Below are 25497 nucleotides of genomic sequence, written 5' to 3' on the forward strand. Positions count from 1 at the left end.
TACATGAAAGGCATTCTTCTCGCCGGCGGTTCCGGCACACGGTTGTACCCGATCACTAAAGGTGTGTCCAAGCAACTGCTGCCCATTTACGACAAACCAATGATCTACTATCCCTTGTCCGTATTAATGTTGGCTGGTATCCGCGACATCCTACTGATAAGCACTCCGGAAGATATAAGCGGTTATCAGCGCCTACTGGGCGATGGTTCCGATTTTGGGATAACAATCAGCTATGCCGTACAACCCAGCCCGGATGGGCTAGCCCAAGCCTTTATTATTGGCGAAGAATTTATTGGCAAGGATAGTGTTTGCTTGGTTCTGGGAGATAACATCTTTTATGGCCAAGGTTTTGGCCCTATGTTGCGCGCAGCCGCAGCTCGCTGTAAGGGTGCTACCGTATTCGGTTACCAGGTCAAAGACCCAGAGCGCTTCGGTGTGGTTGAGTTTGATGAAAATAAGCGTGCCATATCGATTGAGGAAAAGCCGCAAAAGCCAAAATCTCACTATGCCGTCACGGGTCTGTATTTCTACGATAATGATGTGGTGCAGATAGCCAAGCAGGTAAAGCCTTCTCATCGAGGGGAGCTGGAAATCACCTGCATCAACCAAGTCTATATGCAGCGCGGGGATCTTAACGTCGAGTTGCTTGGTCGTGGCTTTGCCTGGCTCGATACAGGTACTCACGAAAGCCTGCTTGAGGCGGGTCTTTTCGTCGAAACTATTGAGAAGCGCCAAGGCTACAAAATCGCCTGCCTCGAAGAAATTGCTTTTACCAATGGCTGGTTAAGCAGCAATGATTTAAAACGCATAGGTCAGTCATTAAGCAAGAACAGTTATGGTCAGTATCTTCTATCCCTTTTGATACAGTAAAGAGGCTCGGCATGGCATATTTATCCAGAGAAGCTCTTGAGCAAATGGGTTTCAAGAGTCTTGGACTGAATGTTCACATCAGTGATAAAGCCAGTATCTACAATGCTGATCAGATTGAGATCGGCGATAACTCTAGAATTGATGATTTTTGCGTGGTATCAGGCAAGGTAAGAATTGGTAAATTTAACCATATTACTCCTATGTGTTTGATTGCCGGTGGAGAGCCCGGCGTATACTTTGAAGATTTTTGCACCCTAGCTTATGGTGCTAAAGTTTTTTCACAGTCAGACGACTACAGTGGCGAAACAATGACTAATTCGCTGGTGGGGAAAAAGTATAAAAAAGAACGGTTCGAAAGTATTTATATTGGTAAGCACGTCATCGTTGGGGCTGGCTCCATTGTATTTCCCGGTGTCAACCTCGCAGTGGGTTGCTCTGTGGGCGCAATGTCATTGGTCATCCGTAGTACCGATCCATGGGGGATCTATGTTGGAAGTCCCGCACGAAGGGTAAACGAGCGTAAAAAAGATTTGCTTGAACTTGAGCCTAAATTTTTAGAAGATTTCTACAAATGATCCCATTTAACAAGCCGCCCTATACCGGTAACGAAGATCAATATGTAATGTCTGCCATGCGCAGCAGCAAAATATCTGGCGACGGCCAGTTTACTCAGCTTTGCCATGAGTGGTTTGAAAAGAATACGGGCACCAAGAAAGCACTATTAACACCATCATGTACTCAAGCGCTGGAGATGGCTGCAATCCTGCTAGATATTCAGCCCGGCGATGAAGTTATTATGCCGAGTTACACCTTTGTCAGCACCGCTAATGCTTTTGTTCTGCGCGGTGCAAAGATTGTTTTTGTCGATATCCGTCCAGATACAATGAATATCGATGAGAATCTAATTGAAGCCGCCATCACGCCCAAAACCAGAGCTATCGTGCCCGTCCATTATGCTGGTGTTGCCTGCGAAATGGACACCATCATGGCCATCGCAGATAAGCACCAATTGTTTGTGATTGAAGATGCTGCACAAGGAATGATGGCCACTTACAAGGGCCGCGCGCTCGGCAGCATCGGGCATATGGGGGCCTATAGCTTCCATGAAACCAAGAACTACACCAGCGGTGGTGAAGGTGGCGTGCTGCTGATTAACGATGAACGCTTCACTGCTAGAGCCGAAATTATCAGAGAGAAAGGCACGAATCGCAGCCAGTTTTTTAGGGGTATGGTCGATAAATATACTTGGGTAGATATTGGAAGCAGTTACTTACCTTCAGAGTTACAGGCAGCCTATCTCTATGGACAACTTGAATGCGCAGAGGAGATAAATATCAATCGTCGAGCAACATGGGGGGCTTACATAAATGCCTTCTCCACTCTCACTGATAAGATAGCAACGCCTTACATTCCTTCTGGTTGTCAGCATAATGCACATATGTTTTACCTGAAACTTTCTGGTCTTGAGAGTCGAACCAAGTTCCTTGAGGTGATGAAAAATGAGTCGATAATGGCTGTGTTTCATTATGTACCGTTGCACTCGTCAATCGCAGGCAAGAAGCTTGGCATATTTTCAGGCGCTGACAACTTTACCACTAAAGAAAGTGAGCGCCTTGTACGGTTACCACTTTGGTACGGTTTAAGCGAACAGGATGTAACTCGTGTTTTAGACGTTGTGTCTAATGCTATTGCATGCAATTAATTTCATATGAGCGCTATTTACAGTGTTTTATTAACAGGCTCTGCCCATCTTTCAAAGATATTGGTGGGCTTTGTTCTTTTAAAATTAATTGCCCTCTATTTGGGCGCTGAGGGGGTTGGGGTTTTAGGGCATTTCATGAGTGCAGTAACTATTGTTACCCTGCTCGCAGGGGGGGGGGTTGTTAATGGTGTTATAAAATACGTGGCGGAATATCGGGGTGAGCCACGGAAAATGCTATTATTTATATCTTCTGCGGCTTTTTATTCACTAGCTTTTTGCGTAATAGTATTAGCTTTAGGTGTTTTTTTTTCAAAGAGCATATCAGTATTTTTATTTCGGTCCGAAGATTTTTACTGGGTTGTTATGCTACTGGCAGTCGCACAGCTAGGATTTGCGTTTACCAACTTAGTCACAGGGGTCTGTAATGGACTAGGAGATACTAAGGGTTTTGCAATAATACAAATAATTGGCAATCTCTTGGCGCTTCCGCTAGCTTGGTTTTTGATTTTTCACTATGAAATTGCTGGTGCTGCAATAGCAATAATAGCGGTTTTTTTTATGGGCGTTTTCCCTGGGTTTTATTTTTACTTTAAGTCTTCATTTTTTGGTCGAGTAAAATTTAGTGTAGTGACCAGGGTTGAGTTAAAGAAACTTTCTGCATTTACTGTCATGTTATTGGCTAGTGCTTTAACTTTTCCTTTAGTGGAAATGGTAGTGAGAGAATTTCTGATACATAACGGCGGGTATGCTGAGGCAGGTCTCTGGCAGGCTTCTATTAGATTATCTGCTGCATATCTTGGGTTTTTTGGTGTGTTTTTGGCGTATTATTTTATGCCTCTTATTTCGCCTATAGCTGATAAGAAAGTAATTGGTCAGTATGTGCGCAAATTCATGCTGCTAGTTATGGTTATATTTTTGATAGGTGCTTCGGTTTTTTATGTGGGGCGCAGTTTTTTTATTCCGGCATTATTGTCGAGTGATTTTTCTCGGCTTGAAGATTTGATAGTTTTCCAGTTGATTGGTGATTTTTTTAAGATATCTAGTTACGTTATAGGGTTTGTTGGTGTAGCTAAGGCAGCAACAAAGCTTTATGTAAGTGCAGAGCTTTTACAAGGGCTGTTGTTTTTAGGGGTGGCCTTACTGATTGGTAGCTTGTTGGGCGGTATCAAAGGAGTTCTTATCGGCTATATGCTGACCTATGTCATCTATTTTGTTTTGTGTACTTGTGCTTTCGTATTCTGGGCTCGGAGATAAAGTGTTTTTTGGGGCTAAAGGAGCGAAATTATGATCATGTTGCCAATTTATTTGAGTTTTATTGTTGTCTCTATACTCTGTGCATTTGAGCATTTTAGCAATGGGCGCTCTTACAAGATTATATACTACTGGATTGTTATGTTTTTTCTTGTGCTTCTGGCCTCATTTAGAAGTATTGGTGTTGGGAGCGATGATCAGGCATATATGTTTATATTTCATGGTATTCCCTCGCTTCTAGAATGCGAGAGTTTTTTGTGTGGCTACAGTTACTCGATTTATAATATAGAATTTGGTTTTTTTTGGTTTTTATCTCTGTTGTTAGTTTTTAGTTCTTCGCAGTATTGGCTATTTTTTTCTGTAGCTTTTGCATCGGTTTGTTTTAATCTCAAAAGTATTCGATATTTTTCCCCTTATGCTGGGGCTTCTGTAGTGGTGTATTTCACTCACTTTTTCTTGGCAAAAGAGCTGAATGCTATCCGTCTTGGGCTGGCTACAGCTATTCTTTTTTATGCCGCATGTTTTTTAACTAAATGTCGTTATTCAATGATGTTTTTCTTGTTCGCTATAGCGGTCTCGTTGCATGTTTCGTCAATAATTTTTTTGATGCCCGTAGTCGTTTACTTACTTTCGCCAAACAGATCAGTTTTTGTTTTTGCGGGGATTACTTCTTTATTGCTCGCTTGGCTTTTCGATTTGGGTTTATTATTTAATTCACTTGCAGGTTTTGGCTTTATTGGTGAAAAAATAAGTCTTTATTTGAGCGCTGAAGAATATAACTATGCATTGCCTATATTTGATGTTGTAAATATTAAAAACTTGCTGGTATGTTCTATTTCGTTGTTGTTTTGGAATCAACTTTTATCTCGATATGACTGGTTCAAGATTTCGTTTTGTTTTTTTTATAGTGCGACAATGTTTCGGATTTTATTCGGTGATTTTGCTATTCTTGCAGGGCGTGGATATTCCGTAATCTCAATGTTTGAATATGTTCTTATTCCTTGCCTTGCTTGTTTTTTTCTTGGGCGTGGGTTGGGGTATATAGTTGTTTTTATATATTCGTTTCTAACTCTTTGGCTTAATCTGACAATTAATGCTGGCTGGAGTGGCGGAGTAAATTATTTCCATGATTTTCTTTAACTACCTCAAAGGTGCTCTGTGAAGAAAGTTTTATTTGTTCTTGGTGGTTTGCATATGGGGGGGGTCGAGACCTATATTGTTCGGTTGGCTAAAGAGCTTAATGCGTGTGGCTGCGAGGTCGATGTTTTAATAATCTCAAAGCAATATGATAGTGGTTTGATTTCTGAAATTTCTAAGTTTACAAATATATTTATCCATGAAAATGCGTCTTTTTTAAAGGCTTCAAGCTGGATTAATGCTTTTCTTCCTTTGAAATGGGAGGGTGAAAGAGCGTGCTATGACGTGGTTCATGTTGTTGATCTTCTAACGCTTGGATTTGTTTTTTTAAATAGAAATGTTATTAAATTTAAGGCTCTTAGTATTGGTATTTACCACTCAATGGAGATGTATTGGTGGCGTAACAAAGGGGCTTATTTTAGGTCTAAGCTGCTTGAGTTATATGATAGCAATGTTAGCTTGACTCTTTTTCCTAGTGAGAGTGTTGCGATAATGGCCTCTGAGTTGACGGGGGTTGCTATAGATGATATGGATATTTTGCCTTTAGGTATTGAGCTTTCTAAATATAGTAATTGTGCTCCGTCCTTTAGCTCTAGAAAAATTGTTTCTGTTGGTAGATTGGTTGATTTTAAAGTTTATAATCGCCATTTAATTTCTCAACTTTCAGAGCTTCGTAAGCTTGCGGAATTTGAATACTATATTTATGGCGAGGGGCCTGAGCTAGATGCTCTCCAGAAGCATGCAGTCGAGTGTGATGTTGATAGATATGTGCACTTTATGGGTGGTGTTAAGTATAAGGATTTACCGAGTGTACTAGATGGTATATTTTGTTTTGTTGGTTCAGGCACTACTATCATCGAAGCCTCTGCTGCTGGAGTCCCTTCGCTTGTGGGTATTGAATCGATTAAACAACCGTTGACGTGTGGTTTATTTTCTGATGTGGAAGGTTATTCTTATAATGAAGAATCAGCAACAACTAGGAGGTTGTCGTTTGTTGATGCCGTAAATGAGATTTATCAATTGAATGAGTCCGAATATGCTTATTTAGCAAGGTGTCACCGCACAAAGTCATCTTGTTTCGATATTAAGATTACAGCAGTGGAGTTCTTGAAGAAGTCGAATAAGCTACCTAATTTTAGTTTTAAATTTAATAGATGGTTGGCGATTCTTTCGTTTGTTTATTCTGTTTTCCGTTTTGGCCCTAGGGCGCTTAAGTCAAGATTCGAGAGTGGGAAAGATTAGGGGATTAATAAATTGAGGATAGCTCTTGTTTCGCAGTATTTTTGGCCTGAGTCTTTTGTTATAAATGAACTTGTTAAATCTCTTGTTTCTCATGGGCATGTTGTAGAGGTTTTTACGGGGAAGCCTAATTATCCCGATGGTGAAGTTTATGAAGGCTATAATGCGGAAGGCTGCATGGATGAGCTTTTCGAGGGTGAAATAATGGTCCATCGTGCGCCGCTCCGGCCGCGTGGGAGTGGCGGTGCTAAAAAATTATTACTCAATTATTTTTCATTTGTACTAAACGGTCTCCTGTTTTTTCGACGGGCAGTCAAGAATCGTTCCTTTGACGTGATTTTTGTTTTCGTACCATCGCCAATAACCTCTGTTATCCCAGCAATTTATCTAAAATGGCGTCTCAAGGCGCATCTTGCAGTTTGGGTACAAGACATATGGCCAGAAAGCCTCAGTGCTACGGGGTTTATACGTAATCGCTTCGCTCTACGTATAGTCGGTTGGTTGGTACGGGGGATCTATGCATGCACAGATACGTTGCTCGTGCAGTCAAAGGCATTCATTACTCCGGTTGCACGTTATGCCCGACGCGACAAGATCGTTTATTACCCAAACTCTTATCAATACTCGCCTCCGGAGCCCGTAGCCTGTACTCAGGTACCTGCTGAGTTGCTGTCGCAGCTTGAGGATAATTTTTGCTTGGTTTTTGCGGGTAACCTTGGTAGGGCACAGTCTGTTGAGACTCTGATCCAGGCTGCGGAAAGTTTAAAGCATTTGTCTGAGTGTAAACTGGTGCTAGTAGGCAGCGGCAGCATGCTCGGTTGGGTGGAAGAGCAGAAGGCTCAAAAAGGCTTGGATAATTTGATCCTGACTGGGCGTTTCCCCCCTTCGGAAATGCCGCAATTTTTTAGCCGTGCAGCCGGATTGATAGTGACACTCAAGCGAGAGGAGATTTTTGCCTATACGATCCCTAGCAAGGTTCAAGCCTATCTCGCCGCAGGCCGTCCTGTGATCGCCGCGCTCGATGGTGAAGGGGCGCGTGTCATTGAGGAGGCGGGAGCTGGCTTGTCATGCCCCGCAGAAGACTCCGCAGGCTTGGCCCGCTGTATTGAGCAGCTCTTCAATATGCCGCCGGAAGCGCGCGAAAAGCTCGGGCAGTCTGGGCGAGAGTTTTTTGTGGCAAATTTTGAGATGGCGCGACAAAGCCAGCGTCTAGTGGAAATTCTTGAGAATAGAATCAGCGAAGGAAGAGGGATGTCGAAATGAATGTTCTGGTGTTGGGCGTGACCGGTATGTTGGGCAGTGCTGTTTTCAAACAGTTTTCCCTCGACCAGCGATACCAGGTATCGGGCACATTGCGCAATGCCGGGGGGCGGCGGCATTTTCCTGGACTACTTCATGCTCAATTGATTAGCAATGTCGATGTGCTCGATCAAGATGCGCTGATTAGTGTGTTGGAACGTGTTCGGCCAGATGTCGTCATCAACTGTGTTGGACTGATCAAGCAGTTAGCCGACGCCAAGGATCCGCTTTCGGCCTTGCCGATTAACGCCATGCTGCCACACCGGTTGGCGAAGCTTTGTGGCCTGACGGGGGCTCGGCTGATCCATGTTAGTACGGATTGTGTGTTCTCTGGTCGTAAGGGGATGTATGCCGAGGCTGACCTGTCGGACGCAGAGGATCTCTATGGCAAGTCGAAGTTCATTGGCGAACTGCATGAGGTGTCGCACGCGATTACGCTGCGTACGTCGATCATCGGTCATGAGCTAGGCACTCACTTCTCTTTGGTCGACTGGTTTCTTTCACAAAGCGGTCCGGTCAAGGGCTTTGCGAAAGCTATATTTTCCGGTTTGCCCACTGTCGAGCTGGCCCGGGTGATGAAGGACTATGTACTCCCGAATCCCGAACTTCATGGCCTTTATCACGTATCGGCCGAACCGATCGACAAGTTTTCACTGCTCAAACTAGTGGCCGAAGTCTACGGGCACAAGATTCAGATCACTTCAGATGAGCAGCTTTGTATAGACCGTTCGCTGGATTCGTCTCGCTTACGTCTAGCAACTGGCTATATACCACCGGCTTGGCCTGAGCTGATCAGAATGATGTACGACCAGCGTTAATTTTATTTTTTGAGTGTGGTGAGTGTTTATGTTTGATGACAAAGTTTTAATGATTACCGGTGGTACCGGCTCCTTTGGTAATACTGTGTTGAAGCGTTTCCTTGATACCAATGTCAAGGAAATTCGGGTGTTCAGCCGGGATGAGAAGAAGCAGGAGGATATGCGGATTGCCCTAGCGAACGATAAGGTCAAGTTCTATATCGGCGATGTGCGCGATTACGACAGCGTTTCTCAGGCCATGGTGGGAGTTGACTATATCTTCCATGCGGCAGCGTTGAAGCAGGTTCCTTCCTGCGAGTTCTATCCCATGGAGGCGGTGAAAACCAATGTCATGGGTACGGATAACGTGCTAAATGCTGCTATTGCCACTGGGGTCAAGCGTGTGGTGGTCCTCAGTACCGATAAGGCCGTGTACCCGATCAATGCCATGGGCATTTCCAAGGCGATGGCGGAAAAAATCATGGTCGCCAAGTCGCGGATGATTCCGGAGGTCGGCCCGGTTATCTGCGCGACCCGCTACGGCAACGTGATGGCTTCGCGTGGTTCGGTAATCCCGCTGTTTATAGGTCAGCTCAAGAACAACGAGTCGTTGACTGTCACCGATCCGAATATGACCCGCTTCCTAATGTCCCTGGAAGATTCGGTCGACCTGGTGCTGCATGCCTTCGAACATGCCGAGCAGGGCGACATCTTTGTGCAAAAGGCCCCGGCGTCAACGGTGGCGGATCTTGCGCAAGCCCTTAAAGAGTTATTTTGCCGTGATAATGCAGTCAAGGTTATTGGCACTCGGCATGGCGAGAAGCTGTATGAATCGCTGATTTCCCGTGAGGAAATGGCCAAGGCCGAAGACATGGATAGGTATTATCGCATTCCGGCGGACAACCGCGACCTCAACTACAAGAAGTTCTTCGTTGAGGGTGAGCAAAATATTTCGGAGCTGGATGACTATACCTCGCACAACACCAAACGCCTGAGTGTTGAGGGCATCAAGGATTTATTGCTGAAGCTGGATTACATTCAGGAGCAGCTCAATGCTTAAAGTGATGACGCTGGTCGGTACCCGCCCGGAACTGATCAAGATGAGCCGCGTGATCGCGGAACTGGACAAACAGGTTCAGCATATTCTGGTTCATTCGGGGCAGAACTATGACTTCGAGCTGAATCAGGTGTTTTTCGATGATCTGGAAATTCGTAAGCCTGATCATTTCCTCGGTGCTGCTGGTGATTCCGCGGCCAAGACCATTGCCGAAGTAATTGCCAAGGCTGACGAGGTGTTTGAGCTGGAGAAGCCCGACGCACTCTTGTTGTATGGTGATACCAACACCTGCTTGGCGATTATTGCGGCCAAGCGCCGCAAGATTCCTGTCTTCCATATGGAGGCAGGCAATCGTTGTTTCGACCAGCGCGTACCAGAGGAGCTGAACCGTAAAGTGCTCGACCATTTGAGCGATATCAATATGGTCCTGACCGAGCATGCGCGCCGCTACCTGATTGCCGAGGGCATTCGCCCGGAAACTATCATCAAGACCGGCTCGCACATGGAGGAAGTGCTGGATTATTACATGCCGCGTATCCAGGTCTCCGATGTGCTGCAGCGAGAAGGGTTGCACGAGGACAGGTTCTTTATCGTCAGTGCCCACCGAGAAGAGAACGTCGATACACCGGAAAACCTCCGCGATTTGTTGGCAACTCTGCGGGCGCTCGCCGACAAGTACGAGTATCCAATCATCGTGTCCACCCATCCGCGCACTCGAAAGCGTCTTGAAGCACTGGGCGAGTCGCTGGAGCATCCGCTGATTCGCTTCGCCAAACCATTCGGCTTGCTGGATTACATCAAACTGCAAATGTCGGCGTTTTGCGTGCTATCCGATAGCGGAACCATCACCGAAGAGGCTTCGCTGCTGAATTTGCCAGCGATCACGATCCGCAATGCCCATGAGCGGCCTGAGGGCATGGATGAGGGCACGCTGATCATGAGCGGCCTGAAACAAGAACGCGTACTGGATGCGGTACGTGTTGTGACCAGCCAGCATGAGCGTGACCGGCGGGTGATCCCCGTGGTGCGGGACTATCAGGCCGGACCGGTATCGAAGCAGGTCGTCAGGGTCGTGCTCAGCTACACCGACTACATCAATCGCACAGTCTGGTCGAAGCCCTGAGCATCCACGAGGTAAGTAAATGCGTGTTTTGTTGACCGGCGCCAGCGGCTTTGTCGGCCAGGGATTGTTGGAAAGGATGTCAGTACGGGTCGACCTAGAGTTGATTGCAGCGGTGCGTAGGCCGGTATCGGGCTTTCCAGAGTGCGTTAGTAGTCAGGTGGTCGGCGGGCTTGAGGCGGATACCGATTTGCGAAGTCTGTTGGATGGGGTGGGCGTTGTCATTCACAGCGCTGCCCGTGTTCATGTCATGAACGATACGTCATCTGACCCACTCACCGAATTCCGCAAGGTCAATGTCGACGGCACTTTGAACCTCGCCCGCCAGGCAGCGGCAGCGGGTGTACGGCGCTTTATCTTTATCAGCTCGATCAAGGTTAACGGTGAGGGCGCGTTAGTCGGTGCGCCTTACTTTGCCGATGCTCAGCCTGCTCCGATGGATCCTTATGGCATTTCCAAAATGGAGGCCGAGCAGGGCTTACGCGCCTTGGCGGCTGAAACCGGAATGGAAGTGGTGATTATCCGTCCGGTGCTAGTCTATGGGCCGGGTGTGAAAGCAAACTTCCTGAGCATGATGCGCTGGCTGCACAAAGGTGTGCCTTTGCCTTTTGGGGCTATCCACAACCGACGCAGTCTGGTCGCCTTGGATAATCTGGTGGACTTGATTGTGACCTGTATCGATCATCCGGCCGCCGCCAATCAGACCTTTCTGGTTAGCGATGGTGAGGATCTTTCAACTACCGAGTTGCTGCACAGAATGGGCACGGCCCTTGGTAAGCCAGCTCGACTTTTGCCGTTGCCGAGTCGGCTGATCGAAGTGGGCGCAGCGATGTTGGGTAAGCAGGCACTTGCTCAACGGCTGTGCGGCTCGCTGCAGGTCGACATCAGCAAAACATGTCAACTACTCAATTGGACGCCGCCAGTCAGCGTTGATGAAGCGTTGCGCAAGACAGCTAAGCATTTCATGGAACAGCACGCTAAATGAGTATCTGGTGGTTTTTGCCGGTTGTGGCCGGCGTCGCGCTTTTTTTGACTGGCGCGTTGCGCCGTTATGCCTTGGCTCGCAGCCTGATGGACATTCCCAACGCCCGCAGTTCGCATTCGGTGCCGACGCCGCGTGGTGGTGGGGTGGCTATCGTGGTGAGCTTTTTGTTGGCCTTGCCGTTGCTGGCGTGTATGGATTTGATCGCGTGGCCGATAGCTTGGGCGTTGCTGGGTGCAGGGGCGGGGATTGCCGTGTTGGGCTTTCTCGACGATCACGGTCATATCGCTGCGCGCTGGCGTTTGCTTGGGCATTTCGCCGCTGCCATTTGGGCGCTGTTCTGGCTCGGTGGTTTGCCGCCAGTGGTGATGTTCGGTTTCACCGTTGATCTGGGCTGGTTCGGCCATGCGCTGGCGGCGGTGTATCTGGTGTGGTTGCTTAACCTCTATAACTTCATGGACGGCATTGATGGCATTGCCAGTGTAGAAGCCATTTGTGTCTGTTTGGGTGGTGCGTTGCTGTATGGGTTTTTGGGCTTAGCGGGCTCAACCCAACCTACAGCTTGGATTGCGCCGGTGTTGCTGGCGGCTGCAGTTGCGGGGTTTCTGTTTTGGAATTTTCCGCCGGCACGGATCTTTATGGGCGATGCGGGCAGTGGTTTTCTCGGCATCACCTTGGGCGTGCTGTCGTTGCAGGCTGCGTGGGTCGCGCCACAGTTGTTATGCAGCTGGTTGATTCTGCTTGGGGTGTTTATCGTCGATGCCACCTTTACCTTGCTGCGCCGGCTGTTGAGGGGTGACAAGGTGTATGAAGCCCACCGTAGCCATGCTTATCAATATGCTTCGCGTCAGTATGGTCGTCATTTACCGGTGACCCTTGTTGTGGTTGGTATCAACATCCTGTGGCTGCTACCCATTGCGCTTTGGGTGGGGCTGGGCGGCATAGATGGCTTGTTGGGGCTGTTGATCGCTTATGTGCCGTTGTTGGCGTTGGCGCTGAAATACCATGCCGGTGAGCTGGAGCGGCGGGCGTGAGCGAGCTGACATTACTTATCATCGGTGCGGGCGGCCATGGTAAAGCTGTTGCAGAAGCGGCACTGCTCAGTGGTGAGTGGCAGCGAATCGCCTTCGCTGATGACCGTTGGCCTGAGTTGCGTGAAACCTTTGGCTGGCCGGTTGTGTCCGATGTGGCAGGGTTGGCTGTGCTGCAGGGTACGGCGGCGGGCGCTATTGCTGCGGTTGGCAATAATGCCGTGCGCGAACAGTGGGTAGAGGTCATTCGTGCCGCCGGCTTGCCCTTGGTAACGGTGGTGCATCCCCGCGCTTGCGTCAGTGCCTACGCTGTTATTGGTGCGGGAGCGGCGATTATGGCGCTGGCGATGGTGGGCGTTGATGCGCTGATTGGTGAGGGCGCTATCGTCAATGCCAATGTGACGGTCGATCACGATGCCAGCCTTGGTGATTTTGCCCACCTTGGCGTTGGTGTTCAGTTAGCCGGTGGCGTGAAGATTGGCGCGCGGGCTTGGCTGCAAGCGGGGTGTAGTGCGGGGTATCAGGTGGTGGTTGGTGATGGCGTGGTGTGTGCGCCTGGGACGGTGTTGCGGGCAGAAGGGGTGGTTGCTGGTTAGGTTGTGTGATGTTGTTGGTTTTGATCGTGGTGTGATGTTTTGATTTTGGGCGGACGTTTTCCGCTTTCGCGGGCATGGCCCGCTCCTACGCGCAGTGGTGTTGTACTTCGTGTTTTAGTTGGCGTGCATTTGGTGTTGGGCTTTTATCAATAGTAGGTTTTTATCCGGCGGAGGGCTTCACTTCGCTTGTTTTCATGTTCTAAGGATTGAGGTGTTTGTTGTGTTGAGACTTGCCGAAAAGTTGCGCAGCCGTTTGGTCAGCCTGCCACGGCGTCAAAAGCGACTGATTCAGGTGGCTATGGATGTGGTGCTGGTATGGGCTGCGCTGTGGCTGGCCTTTGTAGTGCGTCTTGGCGAAGCAAGTAGCATCGAGCCCTTGGGTGGGCATGCGTGGTTGTTTGTGCTGGCCCCGTTAATTTCGATTCCTTTGTTTATCCGCTTTGGCATGTACCGGGCGGTGATGCGTTATTTTGGTAATGATGCGTTAGTAGCAATTGCTAAGGCTGTGACGCTTTCGGCCTTGGTTTTGTCGTTGGCGGTTTACTGGTATCAGGGCGCGCCTAAGTTGATTCCCCGTTCTATGGTGCTCAACTACTGGTGGCTGAGCTTGGTCATGATTGGCGGCCTACGCCTGATGATGCGCCAGTATTTTATGGGTGATTGGTATTCTTCAGATAAGCCCTATCGCCTGCAGGGGCGCGATGAGGGCTTGCCGAAAGTTGCGATCTACGGCGCAGGAGCAGCTGGCAATCAGTTGCTTGCAGCACTTCGGCTCGGACGCGGGATGCGGCCAGTGGCTTTTATCGATGATGATTCGGGCATAGCCAGCCGTTCGATTGCCGGTTTACGCGTCTATAGCCCGAAGCACATCCAGCAGATGATTGATGAAACAGGTGCTGGCGAAATTCTTTTGGCTTTGCCCTCAGCTTCGCGTGGGCGGCGGCGTGAAATTCTTGAGACTTTAGAGTTGTTCCCGCTGCATGTCCGCAGTATTCCGGGTTTTATGGATCTGGCCAGCGGCCGGGTAAAAGTCGAGGATGTGCAGGAGGTCGATATTGCCGACTTGCTCGGTCGAGATGCCGTACCGCCCCAGCAAGATCTTTTTCAGCGCTGTATCCGCAACCAAATCGTTATGGTCACCGGGGCAGGCGGCTCTATCGGTTCTGAGCTTTGTCGGCAGATCGTTTCGAGCGGTGTGCGCACGCTGCTGCTGTTTGAGCACAGCGAATTTAATCTCTACAGCATCCACGGCGAACTCGAAGCACTTATCAAACGTGAGTCGTTGCCGTTGCGGTTGGTGCCCATTTTGGGTTCGATCCGCAATGCCGAAAGGTTGTTTGATGTGATTAATACCTGGAGGGTTAATACGGTTTATCACGCGGCGGCTTACAAGCATGTGCCGATTGTTGAGCACAATATTGCTGAGGGTGTGCTGAATAATCTGATTGGTACTCTCAATACAGCTCAAGCTGCTATCCGTGCCGGTGTGAGTAATTTTGTATTGATCTCCACCGATAAAGCTGTGCGGCCCACCAATGTTATGGGCAGTACCAAGCGCTTGGCAGAGATGGTGTTACAGGCCTTGAGCGCTCAGCCTGCTCCGCAGTTGTTTGGTGATAAGTCTGGGGTACGACAGCTGAATAACACGCGCTTTACCATGGTGCGTTTCGGCAATGTGCTGGGCTCATCAGGTTCAGTGATTCCGCTGTTCCATGAACAGATCCGCCGGGGTGGCCCGGTAACAGTTACTCATCCCAATATCACGCGTTACTTTATGACCATCCCTGAGGCCGCCCAGTTGGTCATCCAGGCGGGCGCAATGGGTGAAGGCGGAGATGTGTTCGTGCTGGATATGGGCGAGCCGGTGAAAATTGCTGAGCTGGCGGAAAAGATGATCCATCTCAGTGGTCTGAGTGTTCGCTCATCGAAGAGTCCTCAGGGCGATATTGCTATCGAGTTCACCGGCTTGCGCCCTGGTGAGAAGCTTTATGAAGAACTGCTGATCGGCGATAACGTTAGCCCCACTGAGCATCCGATGATCATGCGCGCCAGCGAGGAGCATTTGTCTTGGGAGGCTTTCAAGGTGGTGCTAGCGGATTTGCTGGCGGCGGTTGAGCGTGATGATTACGAGCGGGTGCGCCAGTTGTTGCGTGAGATTGTTTGCGGCTACAAGCCTGAGGGCGAGATTGTCGATTGGATCTATCAGCAGCGCAGGATTGACCCCAAGTAGTTCTTGCGAGCCTGTATAACGCTGCGTGTTTTTGTGCAGCGTTTTTGTCTGTACCAAAGCCTGCAAAGCAGCATTTTTAAGTTGCGATTTGACAGGTGCTGGGCAGCGTCTAGTTTTGAGAAAGCGTGGAGCAGGAAGTCCCACGCGGGACCTAAAACTAACGTAAGGACACACACCATGCTTAAAGCTCAAATCGCTGCTCTGCTGTTTGCTCTTCTCACTTCACTGTCTTTTATGGCCTCGGCCGCTGAAGTGAAATCTCCCTCGGGTGATGCGGTTAAAGCCGCTGAAGTGGCACCCGTCACCAAGATCAATCTCAATACGGCGGATGCGGCCACGCTGCAACGTGAGTTGCTGGGTATTGGCGAGGTCAAGGCTCAGGCCATTGTGGCCTACCGTTCTGAACATGGTGATTTTGCTTCGGTGGATGAATTACTTGAGGTAAAGGGGATTGGCGAGGCGACGCTTGCGAAGAACCGCGAGAAGCTCAGCATCAACTAACCCAGGTAGTGAATTAATAATGAGGCCGGTGATGAACCGGCCTTTTTGCTTTCTGCTGTTTGGTTTTGTGCGGTTGCTTGGGTATGTTGCCTGCACGAGTCAGGTGGCGTGAGGTGTTGCATGTTGGGGGTAGCGCTGGCTGCGGATGCCGTTGTGGTGGTGCATCTGCTGTTTATTGTGTTTGCGCTGCTGGGCGGTTTGCTGGTGTGGCGCTGGCCGTGGTTGGTTGTGCTGCATTTGCCGGCAGCTGGCTGGGGCGTTTTGGTTGAGTTGATGCGCTGGCCATGCCCGTTGACGCCGCTGGAGCAGCGCCTGCGTATGGTGGCGGGTGAGGCGGGTTATAGTGGTGGTTTTATCGAGCACTATGTGTTGCCGATTCTCTATCCGGCTGGATTAACGCCGCAGATTCAAATCGCGTTGGGATTGTTTGTGCTGGGTCTGAATCTTTTGATTTATGCCGGTCTGGTTAGACGGCGTTGGCGGCGTTTGTGACGGCAACTTAGGCACTCTTATTCAGATGAATGATGGTGCGCAGGCCTTGTCATTTCCCCGGCTACACTGGCCCCATTACTCACAGCAGCAAAGGCAGCGTACGTATGCAAAATCGCATGATGATCACCGGCGCAGGTTCGGGTTTGGGGCGTGAAATCGCGTTGCGTTGGGCGCGTGAGGGCTGGCAGTTGGCGCTCTCCGATGTCAACGAGCCTGGCTTGGTCGAAACCCTGCAGATGGTGCGTGAGGCCGGTGGTGATGGTTTTACTCAGCGCTGTGACGTGCGTGATTACAGCCAGCTCACGGCGTTGGCTCAAGCCTGTGAAGAGAAACTCGGCGGCGTGGATGTCATCGTCAACAACGCGGGTGTGGCCTCGGGTGGTTTCTTTAATGATTTGTCCCTAGAAGATTGGGATTGGCAAATCGCCATCAACCTGATGGGCGTGGTTAAGGGTTGTAAGGCGTTCCTGCCGCTGCTGGAAAAAAGCAAAGGCAAAATCGTCAACATTGCTTCCATGGCTGCCTTGATGCAGGGCCCGGCAATGAGCAACTACAACGTGGCCAAGGCCGGTGTGGTGGCGTTGTCGGAGAGCCTGCTGATCGAGTTGAAGATGCAGGAAGTTGGTGTGCATGTGGTCTGCCCTTCGTTCTTCCAGACCAATCTGCTGGACTCCTTCCGTGGCCCAACGCCGGCGATGAAAGCTGCCGTGGGCAAGCTGCTGGAAAGCTCGCCGATCAGTGCTGCAGATATTGCCGATTACATCTATCAGGAAATCGCCAAAGGCGAATTTATGATTCTGCCGCATGAGCAGGGCCGCATGGCCTGGGCGTTGAAGCAAAAGAATCCGCAACTGCTCTATGACGAAATGACCAGCATGGCCAATAAGATGCGTGCCCCGCGCACCAAATAGGCCTGCTGCGTGAGTCTGACGCCGTTGATTGACGGGGCGTCAGGCCACCGACGACAGGGCAGGGATAAACCTTTGGGTTTCCCTGCCCTTGTTTTTTCTGGATCAGCGCGAAGGGCCAGATGGGCTGCTACGTTGATTTAAGCCGCGACTGTGCTTGCCTGCTATAGGTGCTGACGATAGGGTCGAGCGCCGCTTATGGGCATCTCTATTGCCGCGAAACGGATGAGTAACCTGTGAAACCTTTCCCCCGGGCCCTGCTGTTACTGGCCCTTGTGCTGGCGGCGATTAATCTGCGCCCGGGCATTACTTCCTTGGCTCCGTTGATTGAGCGCATTGCGCTTGAGCTGTCGCTCAGTCGTGGCTTGATCAGCCTGACCACCGCGCTGCCGGTGTTGTGCATGGGTTTGCTCGCGCCATTTGCCCCGCGTTTTGCGCTGCGTCTGGGATTGGAACGCACCATTGCCTTGTGCATGGCGCTGATTGTGCTGGCATTGGCCCTGCGTATGGTGGGGCATGCCAGCGTCATCCTGATTGGCAGCGCCGTGCTGTTGGGCATGGCCATTGCGGTGGCCGGGCCGTTGCTGTCGGGTTTTATCAAGCGGCATTTCGCCGGGCGCATGGGCAGCGTGGTGGGTTGGTATTCGCTGAGCATGGCCATTGGCGGAGCAGGCGGTGCTGTGCTGACGGCCCCGGCGACTCAGTGGCTGTTTGATGACTGGAGTTACGGCCTGGCGATCTGGGCGGTGCCGGCATTGTTGGCGTTGCTCTTGTGGTTGTCCCTGCCGAATCACCCGGAAACGGACGGTGCGAGCAGCGGCTCGGGCCTGCCGTGGGGCAAGCCGCGTGCATGGTTGATCAGTGCGTTCTTTGCCATTCAGGCCGGGCTGTTTTATGCGCTGGCCACCTGGGCTGTGGCGCGTTATCAGGAAGCCGGTTTGAGCGTGATGCACAGCAACAGCTTGTTCAGCGTGTCGATGCTGATGGGCTTGCCCAGCTCGTTTTTGCTGCCGTGGTTGGCGCAGCGCTTTCAGAATCGCTACGTGCTGCTGATGGGCTGTGGCCTGCTGTCGACCCTCAGTTTGGCGATGATCACCTTTGCGCCAACGCTGTGGCCCGAGGTGTGGGCGGTGACCATTGGCTTTGGTTTGGGCGGCTCATTTGCCTTGTCGCTGGTACTGCCGTTGTATGAAGCCGGTTCGCCGATGGCCGTGAGCCGCTGGACGGCGATGATGCTGTGCACCGGTTACAGCCTGGCCTGCGTGACGCCGGTTCTGACCGGCCTGGCGCGCGATGCAGCCGGCAGTTACCTGCTGCCGTTCAGTGTGTTGACCGGCCTGGCCTTGCTGATGACGCTATTGGCCTGGCTGCTGCGGCGCGGGCCGCTCAAGCACGGCGCATAGGCCACTTTAGTACAGCGCTTTCGGCTTTATTGGCAGCCGTTCCTTCCTTGGTGTGGACGGCTGTGATAGAAGGCAGCCTTGATTTGTTGGAGTGGCTGCGTGGAGTCCGAATCCATCGTTTATGGTTGCATCCGTGACTGGCCGTCGGACTGCCCGACGCAAAGTCGTGCGCGTCGGGAAAGTAATCGGCAGGTGCTTGCTCAACTGCCCGCGGGTGATGGCTGGAGCTTGCTGGGGCAAGAGATGTTTGCCTGTTCTGAACAGCCCAGTGACGGCTTGTATCAAACTCAGGTGATCCACTTCGGTGCCAGCTACCGTACTGTGGAATACGAGTGGAGTCTGTGGATCAAACAGTTTGAGGCGCTACTCAAACGTCTGTATTGGGCCAGCGCTGTGGTGCATCTGGAAACCGAGCTGAATGGCACGCACACCTTCCGTTGGGAGTCGGACAACGGCTTCCACAGCCCGCATGAAGGCGAGCTGCGTGTACGTTGCGCCTGGGAGCGCGAGGGCAGCTTGCGCGGTTGATTGGTTGTCATGCTGCCGCGCCATGCACCTGTCGTCGCATGGCGCGGTGTGCTTTCAGTCTTCGGCTAACACCACCACGCGCTGACCGGCGCGCACTGCTGAGCCGGGCTGCACCCGCACCTCGCGAATCACCCCGGCGCGCGGCGCGAGCAGCGGAATCTCCATCTTCATCGACTCCAGAATCACCAACACATCACCGGCGTTGACCCGGTCGCCTTCGCTCACCTGAACCTGCCACAGGTTGCCGGCGATGTGGCTGTCGATACTGTGCAGACCGGCTGCCAAGGGTGCGTCTTCGCCCAGATCAGCGACCACTTCTTCGCTCTCGAAATGCGCCTGGCCTGAGGCGATCCAGCGTTTGCGTTCAGCGTCAAACCCCGCGCGTTGTTGCTGGCGAAAGGCCTCGATGCCCTCAGTTTCTTTGGTCAGGAAATCCTGGTAATCGGCCAGCTTCAATTCGCTGTCTTCGATGCGCAGTTCATAGCGGCCGAGCGGGAAATCGCGACGGATCTGCAGCAGTTCATCGGCGGATACCGGGTAGAAGCGAATCTGATCGAAAAAGCGCAGCAACCAAGGCTTGCCGTCGAACGCGGTGACTTCGCGGTAGCGGTTCCACATCTGCAGGGTGCGGCCAACAAACTGGTAACCGCCGGGGCCTTCCATGCCGTACACGCACATATAGGCGCCGCCGATGCCCACCGAGTTTTCTGCGGTCCAGGTGCGCGCCGGGTTGTACTTGGTGGTGACCAAGCGGTGGCGCGGGTCGAGCGGCGTGGCCACCGGCGCGCCGAGGTAGACGTCGCCCAAACCCATCACCAAGTAGCGGGCATCAAAGACCGTTTTGTACACCTCATCCAGATTCGGCAGGTCGTTGATGCGGCGGATAAATTCCAGGTTGCTCGGGCACCAAGGCGCGTCCTTGCGCACTGTGGTCATGTATTTGTCGATGGCCAACTGGCAGGCCGGGTCATCCCAGGACAGCGGCAGGTGAACGATGCGTGACGGTACTTTGAGGTCTTGTGCGGCGCACACCGCGTCCCACTCGCCGGCGACGATGCCGAGTAAATCGCTGAGGGCGAGGGTTTCCGGCTGGTAATGCACCTGCAGTGAGCGAATGCCGGGGGTAAGGTCGACCACACCATTCAGTTGCTTGGCTTCCAGTGCTTGCATCAGCGCATGGCCACGGAAACGCAGCACCAGATCCAACTCAGGCGCACCGATTTCTAGCAACAGGTGAGTGTCGCCGGATAGGCGCGCGACCAGGCGTTTATCGGCTTCGCCGATGTCGAGGACGATGGGGGAGGTGAAGTCGGCCACGGATAGGCCCCCTCTCCCTTTGGGAGAGGGTTGGGGGCGCCCGGCGTAGGGATAGGGGCTTTGGGCTTGCGCATCAGCCCTCTCCCCCGGCCCCTCTCCCGCAAGCGGGAGAGGGGAGACCAGCACGCACTCGATATTGCCGGCTTTCGCCAGATCCCGTGCAGCCTCGATGCTGACCGGCGCAAAGCGTACTTTATCCCCCGCTTTAAGTTGGCCCAGTTGCCAAAGATCGGCCTCGATGATGGTTACCGGGCAAACGAACCCCCCTAAACTTGGGCCGTCCGGGCCGAGGATCACCGGCATATCGCCGGTAAAGTCCACCGCGCCGATGGCGTAGGGGTTGTCGTGGATGTTGGAGGGGTGCAAACCCGCTTCGCCGCCGCTGTCGCGCACCCACTCCGGTTTTGGGCCGATCAGGCGCACGCCGGTGCGGCTGGAGTTGAAGTGCACTTCCCAGTCGGTGGCAAAAAACGTCTCGATATAGGCCGGGGTGAAGTATTCCGGCGCACCGTGCGGGCCATAGATCACGCGGATTTCGCGCACGGCGGGCAGCGCGCTGCACAGTTCAAGCTGCAGTTGTGCACCGGCTTCGCCATGGGTCAGGGCGGGGATATGCAACACATCGCCGGCTCGCAGCGCGCGGCCCGCGTGGCCGCCGAACTGGCCGAGGGTAAAGGTGCTTTTGCTGCCTAAATAGTCGGGCACCTGAATGCCGCCCTGTAGGCACAGGTAGCTGCGTGCGCCGGCCCCCTGAATAGTGCCCAGGCTCAGGGTGCTGCCGGCTTTGATCAGCAGCGTGGTATTGAGCGGCTGTTCGATGCCGTCCACCTGCAAGGGAATGACCGCGCCGGTAACTGCCACTAGGGCATCGGTGTTAAAGCGCAGGGTCGGGCCGCTCATGGTGATTTCCATGCCGGCCGCGTCCTCGGCGTTGCCCAACAGGCGATTACCCAAGCGCAGGGCGCGGCTGTCCATCGGCCCCGAAGGCGGCACGCCAACGGCCCAATAGCCGAGGCGGCCGGGATAATCCTGCACGGTGGTTTGCGTGCCTGCGCTTAGCACCTCGAAGGTGGTGGCGCTGTAAGTGAGGCCTTCCAGGCAGCGGGTCCAGGGGTGGCCGCTGGCGAATGGCGCGTCCGTGAGGATCTGCCGCAGGTAATCGCGGTTGGACGCCACGCCATACAGCACGGTTTCAGCCAGTGCTTGGCTGAGGGCGGCGCTGGCCGCATCGCGGCTATCGGCCCAAGTGATGACCTTGGCAATCATCGGATCGAAGTAGGGCGGGATCTCGCAGCCGGCTTCGACCCAGGTGTCGATACGCAGCGCTTTACCGTCAGCCTTGGGGAAGTCCACGGCGGTAAGCAGGCCGGGGCTGGGTTGAAAGTCACGACCCGGGTCTTCGGCATACAGACGCGCTTGAATGGCGTGGCCGCTGGGTTTCAGGGTGGTTGCCAATTCGCTGAGCGGGGGCAGATCGCCTGCCGCCAGCTCGATCATCCAGCGCACCAGGTCAACGCCCCACACCTGTTCGGTAACGCCGTGTTCGACCTGCAGGCGGGTGTTCACTTCGAGGAAATAGAAGCGCCCGGCATCACTGTCGTAGACGAATTCCACGGTGCCGGCGCTGCGGTAATTGACCGCCTTGGCCAGTTTGATCGCCGCTGCGCAGAGTTCATCGGCCATGCCGGCTGGCAGGTTGGGTGCCGGGGTTTCTTCCAGCACTTTTTGGTTACGCCGCTGCACCGAGCAGTCGCGCACGCCAAGGGCGAGGACTTCGCCGCGACCGTCGCCAAACACTTGCACTTCCAGATGGCGGGCGCGCTGGATGTACTTTTCGATAAACACACCGCTGTCGCTGAAGTTGTTTTGCCCCAGGCGTTTCACGGCTTCGAAGGCGTCACTTAGTTCGGCGGCACTGTGGCACACGCGCATGCCGATGCCGCCGCCGCCGGCAGTGCTTTTCAGCATCACCGGATAGCCGACCTCATCGCCTGCGACCAGCGCGGCGTCGAGGTTTTCCAGCAGTTCGGTGCCTTCCAGCATCGGCACGCCATGCTGTTTGGCCAGGGCGCGGGCGGTGTGCTTGAGGCCGAAGACGCGCAGTTGCTCGGGCGTGGGGCCGACAAAGGCGATACCAGCGGCTTCGCAGGCTTCGGCAAAGGCGGCGTTTTCCGAGAGAAAGCCATAGCCGGGGTGGATCGCGCGGGCTCCGGTTTGCTTGGCGATGGCGAGGATTTTCTCGACGACCAGATAGGTGTTGGCCGCCGGGCCTTCGCCCAGGCTATGCGCCTCATCGGCTTGCTGCAGGTGCAGGCTGGCGACGTCGGCCTCGGAGTAGACGGCCACGCCTTTTACGTCGAGTTGACGCAGGGTGCGCAGAATGCGACAGGCAATGGCGCCACGGTTGGCGATCAGTAATTTGCTGAACATTCGAGGTGTCCTCGAAAGGGCGGGCCGTCCCGCAGTATTCGGTCTGCACCCCGGTCGTCCGAGGTGGAAAGGCTTTTGCTCCCTCTCCCTTGGGGGAGAGGGTTGGGGAGAGGGGCTTGGGTTTATGCTGGTCAGCTTGCCCTCTCCCCCGGCCCCTCTCCCGCAAGCGGGAGAGGGGAGAAAATCAATCCCACACCAGCACTTCAGCCGGGGTTGGGTTGTAGCCGTTGCACGGGTTGTTCAGCTGCGGGCAGTTGGAGATCAGCACGATCACGTCCATGTGTGCGATCAGTTCAACGTATTTGCCGGCGGCGGAGATGCCGTCTTCAAAGGTCAGGCCACCTTCGGGCGTCACCGGCACGTTCATAAAGAAGTTGATGTTGGCGCTGATGTCGGCTTTGTTCAGGCGGCCGTCGTGCAGGCTGGCGCGCAGGAAATTATCGCGGCAGCTGTGCATATAGCGCTTGTCCAAGGCGTAGCGCACGGTGTTGCTTTCCTGGGCGCAGGCTCCGCCGAGGGTGTCGTGGCGCCCGCAGGTGTCGGCGCTGATGGTCAGCATCGGTTTACCCAGGTTGGAATACAGCACGCTGCCGGTGGTCAGGTAGACGCGGTTCTGTTTGCGCAGGGTGCGTTGCACGTCATAGCGCTCGCGCGGGTTGGCGGCGCTGTAGAACAGCGTATCGACCGCTTGATTGCCTTCCAGATCAAGCAGGCGCAGGGTTTGCCCGGCTTTGACTTCACAGAGAAACGGCTCGCCCGCGCCGATGGTGGCGCGGTACACGGCGGCTTCGGGGTGCTTGTTGCTTGCGGTAAGGGTCATGTGCGCCGGCCTCAGATATACAGACGTTCGGTGTTATGGAAGCCCCGCGCGTTTTCCGGGCGTGAGGTGCGGCACAGCACGCTGATGCCGTCGCTTTCCACCTTGTGCCAGCTCAGTTGCAGCGGCTTGGGCGCGTACTCGGGGTTGGGGTCCATGGGGTGCTGCAGGGCGGTGAGCACCACCAGCGTGTCCATCGGCGCGTACAGCTCGATGTAGTCACCGGCCTTGGCGTTGTTGGCGGCAAAGTGGAAGCAGCCGTCGCTGTCGACCGTGACCTTGCTGAACAGGTTGAGGCACATCAGCAGGTCTTGCAGATTAAGGTTCCACTTGCCCATTTCCACCAGCAGGTTGTCCACGCCATTGCGGAAGAAGCCGTTGCGCAGTTGTTGATAGTTGCCGCTGCCGTATTTCTCCTGCACCTCTTCGGCATTCAGCACGCCGCCGAAGCTGTCGTGCCAGCCGCAGGTATCGGCGGTGATCGCAGCCAGCACGCGGCCCATGTCCGAGTACAGGCAGTGGCCGGCGGTGAGCTTGGCGGTGTGTTGGCATTTGAGGCTGTCGGGCAGGTTCAGCCGTTCGCTTTTCTCGGCCGCGTTGAGCAGCAGCAGGCTGGCATTGGCACCGCCTTCGAGGTCGGTTAAGCGCAGTAGTTGGCCACGCTTGAGGACAAAGGAGGTGTGGCCGCCACCGGGGACGAGTTCCTCGTAGAGGGTGGGGCGCAGGCTTAATGAGGCAGTCATCGGGTGCTCCTACAGGGCCGGTTGCAGGTTGCCGCTGATATGCGCGGGCAACGCTTCGACGGCGGCGCGGGTGGCGCGGCGGTCACTGTTGAGGGGGATGTCGTAGGTGATGCGCGCGCCAAAAGCGTTCGGTGCGTGCGGGTCAATGCGGGTTTTATCGAACACCAGCAGGCGGGTGCCGAGGCTGAAGCCTTCGCTCAGGTCATGGGTGACCATGAATACCGTGAGCTGGGTTTCGTGCCACAACTCCAGCAGCAGGCTGTGCATGTCTTTGCGGATGCCGGGGTCGAGCGCACCGAAGGGTTCGTCGAGCAGCAGCACGCGCGGTTGCATGATCAGCGCCTGGGCAATCGCCAAACGCTGCTGCATACCGCCGGACAAGGCGCTGGGGTATTTGTCCAGCGCATGGCCGAGGCCGACTTTTTTCAGCATCACGGCGGCCTGTTCGCGGGCGTCGCGTTTGGCGCTGCCGAACAGCCGACCGAGTAGTTTTGAGCGCGGTAACTCTAGGCCGATGGCGACGTTATCCAGCACGCTCAGGTGCGGGAATACGGAATAGCGCTGGAATACCACGCCCCGGCTGGCGTCGGGCTCAGCGGCCAAGGGCTGGCCGCCGAGCAAAATCTCGCCACGGCTGGCGCGCTCTTGACCGAGCAGCAGGCGCAGGAAGGTCGACTTGCCGCAGCCGGATGCGCCAACCAAGGTGCAGAACTCGCCTTCGTTGATGCTCAGGTTCAGACGTTCCAAAACAACCTGATCGCCATACTCCTGCCAGACGTTATTGACCTGAATAAAGGCGCTGCTTTTTTTATCGCTCATGACTTAGCCCCTTCAAACCAGGGGAAGCACACCCGGGCCAACTGGCGCAGGCCCAGGTCCATTAGCCAAGCGAGCAGGGTGATCCACACCACGTAGGGCAGGATCACGTCCATGGCCATGTAGCGGCGTACCAGCGGCGTTTTGCAAGGTAGTTGTCGCGTCAGCCGTGTTTTTAAGCTGCTATTTTCACTGCCGGCTGCTCCCTCTCTGGGTTGAGTGTGACGGCGC

General features: G+C 53.6%; 23 protein-coding genes and 1 pseudogene. 19 read left to right on the forward strand and 5 right to left on the reverse strand.

Annotation, left to right across the window (positions count from 1 at the left end; all coding sequences use genetic code 11):
* Positions 1-3: 3 nt before the first annotated feature.
* From rfbA to AUK77_RS04345, 19 genes are all read left to right on the forward strand, one after another.
* Entirely contained in the window at positions 4-870 is an 867-nt protein-coding gene (gene rfbA, locus AUK77_RS04255) for a glucose-1-phosphate thymidylyltransferase RfbA (RefSeq protein ID WP_296126577.1), read from the forward strand.
* 11 nt (positions 871-881) lie between these two features.
* Positions 882-1445: an acyltransferase gene (locus AUK77_RS04260; RefSeq protein ID WP_296126579.1), complete on the forward strand. Its 564-nt coding sequence runs from the start codon at positions 882-884 to the stop codon at positions 1443-1445.
* A complete protein-coding gene (rffA, locus tag AUK77_RS04265) occupies positions 1442-2572 on the forward strand; it encodes a dTDP-4-amino-4,6-dideoxygalactose transaminase (RefSeq protein ID WP_296126581.1) in 1131 nt (376 codons plus the stop codon). Before AUK77_RS04260 ends, rffA begins: the two co-directional genes overlap by 4 nt.
* A gap of 6 nt (positions 2573-2578) precedes the next feature.
* Positions 2579-3826 (forward strand): O-antigen translocase, encoded by a 1248-nt coding sequence (locus AUK77_RS04270; protein ID WP_296126584.1) that lies wholly within the window; start codon positions 2579-2581, stop codon positions 3824-3826.
* 30 nt (positions 3827-3856) lie between these two features.
* On the forward strand, positions 3857-4963 hold the full coding sequence (locus AUK77_RS04275) for an EpsG family protein (RefSeq protein WP_296126586.1): 1107 nt from the start codon (positions 3857-3859) through the stop codon (positions 4961-4963).
* 18 nt (positions 4964-4981) lie between these two features.
* On the forward strand, positions 4982-6202 hold the full coding sequence (locus AUK77_RS04280; protein ID WP_296126588.1) for a glycosyltransferase family 4 protein: 1221 nt from the start codon (positions 4982-4984) through the stop codon (positions 6200-6202).
* 12 nt (positions 6203-6214) lie between these two features.
* Positions 6215-7462: a glycosyltransferase family 4 protein gene (locus tag AUK77_RS04285; RefSeq protein ID WP_296126589.1), complete on the forward strand. Its 1248-nt coding sequence runs from the start codon at positions 6215-6217 to the stop codon at positions 7460-7462.
* Positions 7459-8316: an SDR family oxidoreductase gene (locus AUK77_RS04290; protein WP_296126591.1), complete on the forward strand. Its 858-nt coding sequence runs from the start codon at positions 7459-7461 to the stop codon at positions 8314-8316. Before AUK77_RS04285 ends, AUK77_RS04290 begins: the two co-directional genes overlap by 4 nt.
* A gap of 28 nt (positions 8317-8344) precedes the next feature.
* Positions 8345-9355 (forward strand): polysaccharide biosynthesis protein, encoded by a 1011-nt coding sequence (locus AUK77_RS04295; protein ID WP_296126593.1) that lies wholly within the window; start codon positions 8345-8347, stop codon positions 9353-9355.
* The gene (gene wecB / locus AUK77_RS04300) at positions 9348-10475 is read left to right on the forward strand and encodes a UDP-N-acetylglucosamine 2-epimerase (non-hydrolyzing) (protein WP_296126595.1); all 1128 of its coding nucleotides are present in this window, start codon (positions 9348-9350) and stop codon (positions 10473-10475) included. Before AUK77_RS04295 ends, wecB begins: the two co-directional genes overlap by 8 nt.
* 19 nt (positions 10476-10494) lie before the next feature.
* Positions 10495-11457 (forward strand): SDR family oxidoreductase, encoded by a 963-nt coding sequence (locus tag AUK77_RS04305; RefSeq protein ID WP_296126597.1) that lies wholly within the window; start codon positions 10495-10497, stop codon positions 11455-11457.
* A complete protein-coding gene (locus tag AUK77_RS04310) occupies positions 11454-12488 on the forward strand; it encodes a glycosyltransferase family 4 protein (RefSeq protein WP_296126598.1) in 1035 nt (344 codons plus the stop codon). The genes AUK77_RS04305 and AUK77_RS04310 overlap by 4 nt, the downstream gene beginning before the upstream one ends.
* Positions 12485-13081 carry an acetyltransferase gene (locus AUK77_RS04315; RefSeq protein WP_296126600.1) on the forward strand — a complete coding sequence of 199 codons (597 nt, stop codon included), beginning with the start codon at positions 12485-12487 and terminating at the stop codon, positions 13079-13081. Before AUK77_RS04310 ends, AUK77_RS04315 begins: the two co-directional genes overlap by 4 nt.
* 220 nt (positions 13082-13301) lie before the next feature.
* Positions 13302-15311, forward strand: coding sequence for a nucleoside-diphosphate sugar epimerase/dehydratase (locus AUK77_RS04320; protein WP_296126602.1), 2010 nt, complete (start codon positions 13302-13304; stop codon positions 15309-15311).
* 177 nt (positions 15312-15488) lie between these two features.
* On the forward strand, positions 15489-15812 hold the full coding sequence (locus AUK77_RS04325) for a helix-hairpin-helix domain-containing protein (RefSeq protein WP_296126604.1): 324 nt from the start codon (positions 15489-15491) through the stop codon (positions 15810-15812).
* 123 nt (positions 15813-15935) lie between these two features.
* Positions 15936-16304, forward strand: a complete 369-nt coding sequence (locus AUK77_RS04330) for a DUF2784 domain-containing protein (RefSeq protein ID WP_296126619.1) — start codon at positions 15936-15938, stop codon at positions 16302-16304.
* A 104-nt stretch (positions 16305-16408) separates the two neighbouring features.
* Positions 16409-17215, forward strand: a complete 807-nt coding sequence (locus AUK77_RS04335) for an SDR family oxidoreductase (RefSeq protein WP_296126606.1) — start codon at positions 16409-16411, stop codon at positions 17213-17215.
* Positions 17216-17448: 233 nt separating this feature from the next.
* Positions 17449-18615, forward strand: a complete 1167-nt coding sequence (locus AUK77_RS04340; RefSeq protein ID WP_296126608.1) for an MFS transporter — start codon at positions 17449-17451, stop codon at positions 18613-18615.
* Positions 18616-18714: 99 nt separating this feature from the next.
* Positions 18715-19143 (forward strand): hypothetical protein, encoded by a 429-nt coding sequence (locus AUK77_RS04345; protein ID WP_296126610.1) that lies wholly within the window; start codon positions 18715-18717, stop codon positions 19141-19143.
* 54 nt (positions 19144-19197) lie between these two features.
* On the opposite strand, the gene uca is transcribed toward AUK77_RS04345, so the two are convergent.
* From uca to AUK77_RS04370, 5 genes and pseudogenes are all read right to left on the reverse strand, one after another.
* The gene (gene uca / locus AUK77_RS04350) at positions 19198-22890 is read right to left on the reverse strand and encodes an urea carboxylase (RefSeq protein ID WP_296126612.1); all 3693 of its coding nucleotides are present in this window, start codon (positions 22888-22890) and stop codon (positions 19198-19200) included.
* A 184-nt stretch (positions 22891-23074) separates the two neighbouring features.
* Positions 23075-23710, reverse strand: coding sequence for an urea amidolyase associated protein UAAP2 (locus tag AUK77_RS04355; RefSeq protein ID WP_108490563.1), 636 nt, complete (start codon positions 23708-23710; stop codon positions 23075-23077).
* Between the two features lie 11 nt (positions 23711-23721).
* Positions 23722-24450 carry an urea amidolyase associated protein UAAP1 gene (locus AUK77_RS04360; protein ID WP_296126614.1) on the reverse strand — a complete coding sequence of 243 codons (729 nt, stop codon included), beginning with the start codon at positions 24448-24450 and terminating at the stop codon, positions 23722-23724.
* A gap of 9 nt (positions 24451-24459) precedes the next feature.
* Entirely contained in the window at positions 24460-25269 is an 810-nt protein-coding gene (locus AUK77_RS04365) for an ABC transporter ATP-binding protein (protein WP_296126615.1), read from the reverse strand.
* Positions 25266-25497: pseudogene (locus AUK77_RS04370) on the reverse strand (hypothetical protein); the annotation flags it as partial. The pseudogene AUK77_RS04370 and the gene AUK77_RS04365, both read right to left, overlap by 4 nt.

The organism is Pseudomonas sp. Ga0074129, assembly GCA_001465025.1.
GTDB lineage: Bacteria > Pseudomonadota > Gammaproteobacteria > Pseudomonadales > Pseudomonadaceae > Aquipseudomonas.